Source organism: Bacteroidetes bacterium SB0662_bin_6 (assembly GCA_009839485.1).
Classification (GTDB): domain Bacteria; phylum Bacteroidota; class Rhodothermia; order Rhodothermales; family VXPQ01; genus VXPQ01.
Map to the genome: position 1 here is coordinate 1 of VXPQ01000031.1, position 3,234 is coordinate 3,234.

A 3,234-nucleotide genomic window follows, 5' to 3' on the forward strand; every position below is an offset into this window, starting at 1 on the left:
TCTCTTGGACAGAACTATCCGAACCCGTTCAATCCGGGCACTTCCATTTCCTGGACGCAACCGGTTTCCGGTCAGGTCCGGTTGTCCGTGTACAACCTGCTTGGGCAAAACATGGCTACGTTGGTGGATGGCGTGCACCCGGCGGGCGAGCATGAAGTGCGGTTGGATGCATCCGGGTGGAACAGCGGCGTGTACGTCTATGTGCTTGAAACGGGGACACACACGCTGACCCGGCGCATGGTGCTGCTGAAATAATCGCGGCAAGACACAAAAATTTAAGCGATGAGGACTCAAGATAGACAGGATGTCTGGCAGTTGTTCGTCAGACTACTCCTCTGCCTCGACGCTGCAGTATGTGCAATCCGATGACGGGAATGACAAAAAGGCCCGGCAGGCTTACGGGGCATATCCCCTGCTCCGGCGCCATAGTTGGTCGCATGGCATGCCTGCTTGTCACCGGGCTGCTCTGCGCGTCTTCGTCGCGCGCTCAGGTCATTGAGGAAGGCGGGTTTCCGGAAAAGGGCGGGGATAATTTCGGTGAGTCTTTCTCGTTGTCTTGTCCACCTCGTTTTGTTGCCCACGCAGGGGAATCTGTTCTGTTTTCGTGTACCGCGATGGCGATACCCGAGGAGGGCGTTCGCTACAGTTGGCAGTCGGTCCTGAACGGGGGGCTTGATCTTCTCAGTGCTTCGGACGAATTATCGCCGCTGTTTACATCTCCTGTGTCAGGTGCGGGTGAGGAATACACATACCGGTTGACGGCGATGGGCGCAGGCGTGTACCGTACCGCGACGGTGACCGTCACGATACAAGGCGCTTCGGGGGACACGGTCAGAGGCCCCGGCTTGCAGGAGGAATGTGATCCGTTGGCGATTCCCGACGAACCCGGCGAGGGTTGCGCGCCTTGGGAGAGAGAGCCGGATCCTTTCGGATTCGGTTTCGAGGAGGAAGGGGACTTTCCTTTTCCGGAAGCGGCGGGCATCCCCGATCAAGCCGATGGGCTCGGTCGTCAGGCGCCTCCTCGTCTAGAATGTCCGGTGGCAATGTTTCTGGAGGAGTTGGAGACAGGACAGGTCGAGTGTCATGCATGGGATGCTTTGGGGGAGGAAAACCTTGAATATTCGTGGGAGCCTGTAGGCAATACGACGCGGGACTATCTGGACAATCCGCGTTTGATACCCGAGGACAGTCCGACTCCTTTGGTGATTGCTCCGGAGGCCCCGGCGTACGAGACGCTGGAGTCGTTTCTTTCGGGGGAGACGACGTTCCGCTACCGGTACCGATTGACGGCGACCTCGCGTGCGACGGGTCTTTCGTCGTTCTCGGAGGTTGAGGTATTCGTGTCGAGCAGTCGACCGGGCGTGTATTGTCCGCTGGAGGTCGTCGTGAAAGAGGGCGAGACGGTTGCGCTGGACTGTGAAGGAGTGGACCCACTATCGCTTCGTATGGACTACGACGAGGACGAAGCGTCTGTCTTATGGGAGTGGGAGGCTCTTTGGGGCACGAGCATGGATCCTCTTGCCGTAGCGGATCTGTCGTCGCCGTTTTTTACGGCGCCGCCGGGCAGTGCAGGCAAGGAGTATCATTACATAGCGAGCATGACGACGTCGGCTTCGGGCGCGCCGCGCACGGCGAGAAGAAGAGTCACGGTGAAGGTTAAGAACAAGCCCCGGATTGGTTTTTACTGCGCCGGGTTCGGCTTGACGAAGAAATATACTTACGGCGGGCATAAAGAAGGGCAATCCCTTGCTTTTGATTTTTGTCATGCTTCGGGAGCGCCTGCAGGTTCGGATTACGCATACGTCTGGGAGGCTTGGGAGGAAACGCCGGATACGGCCCTAGACTATCTCAGCGCTACGGATATACTTGATCCTGTTTTTACCGCACCGCATATTTCCGCTTCGCCAATATATTTCCATTACCGGATAACCGCTACGGCTGGCAATGCTGAGCCGGGCCATCTTATTGTGGTTTTTCACGTGGTTAGAGCGCGTGCGCCTGAAATCACATGCAACGACGCCGAGGTCTACGAGGCTACGGCTGATTTTTCGCTGAACTGTTCGGCGACGGGTGCGCCTTCGGGAGCTACGTATTCGTGGGCGGCTCGCAGTACGTCGGGTACGGGTCTTTTGACCGATACGGACAGCCTCAGGGCGACGTTTTTGGTTCCCGACGATATACCGGGCGCGTACTTGGATAATGATTACAAGGAAACGCACGAATACACAGTCACGATGGCCGTTGCAGGCATCGACACGGCCAGCGCCGATGTCACCGTGACCGTGCTTGAGAAGCCGGATATCTACTGTTCGGAAATCACGGCCCCTCCCTTAACCCGCGTAGGATATGTCTTTACGGAAGGTCAAAAGAATGTACGCCTGCGGAGTTCTTGTGGTACTAGCGTTAAACATTATTGGGTAGGCGCGCCTGCCGGTTCCAACTACACGTTTGCCTGGTCGCCCCCGGATAGGTTGAGCAGTACGACGGGCTGGGCTCCCGTGTTCGACGTGCCGGAGAATGTTGACGGCGACACGAGATACACTTATCTGATGAGAGTGAGCGCAGAGAACGCGGATGGCACTTCGGTGTGGAATCATGTGCTTGTGCAGAAAAGGCCGCTCCCCCGGATAACGGTCACATGCGAAGATAGCCCCTATGAGGTGGACGAAGGAGATGCTGACATTGAACTGGAGTGTGAAGCGTCGGGTGCGCCAGGTACCGATCCGAATTATACATGGTCCTGGTCACCGACCGTCAATCTGACGGATCACGATACCGACACGCCCACGTTCGCCGTGCCGGGCGATGTAGAACAGGACACGACCTATACGTACACGGCAACAGCGAGCGCGGCGAATGCAGAGGACGGCACTGAAAGGATTAGAGTGACGGTGAGGGATACGGATCCTTCGCTTACGTGTACAGATAGCGAGGTATACGAGGGATCGGCCGATTTCAGTTTGGATTGTACGGTGACGAACGAGCCGTCCGGGGCTTCGTATTCCTGGACCGGTGCGAACATAACCAATCGTTTGATCGGTGGTACGGACGGTCTCACTCCGACGTTCGATGTGCCGGACAATGTCGATGCGACCACGGACTACAAATACACGGTGACGCTGTCGTCTTCGGATTTCGACGAAGTAACGGAAGATGTCACCGTTACCGTGCTGAACCGTATAGGGGATTCTCCGCCGGAATCTGGGCCTGTATCTCCTCCTGAGTCTGAGTCCA

The 3,234-nt window shown here is 57.0% G+C and carries 2 protein-coding genes; both read left to right on the forward strand.

From position 1 onward, the window contains the following. A partial coding sequence (locus tag F4Y00_04800; GenBank protein ID MYE04274.1) for a T9SS type A sorting domain-containing protein occupies window positions 1–255 on the forward strand: 255 nt, incomplete at its 5' end. 359 nt (window positions 256–614) lie between these two features. Beyond that, window positions 615–3,234, forward strand: a 2,620-nt coding sequence (locus F4Y00_04805) for a hypothetical protein (protein ID MYE04275.1), incomplete at its 3' end; no start/stop codon positions are given.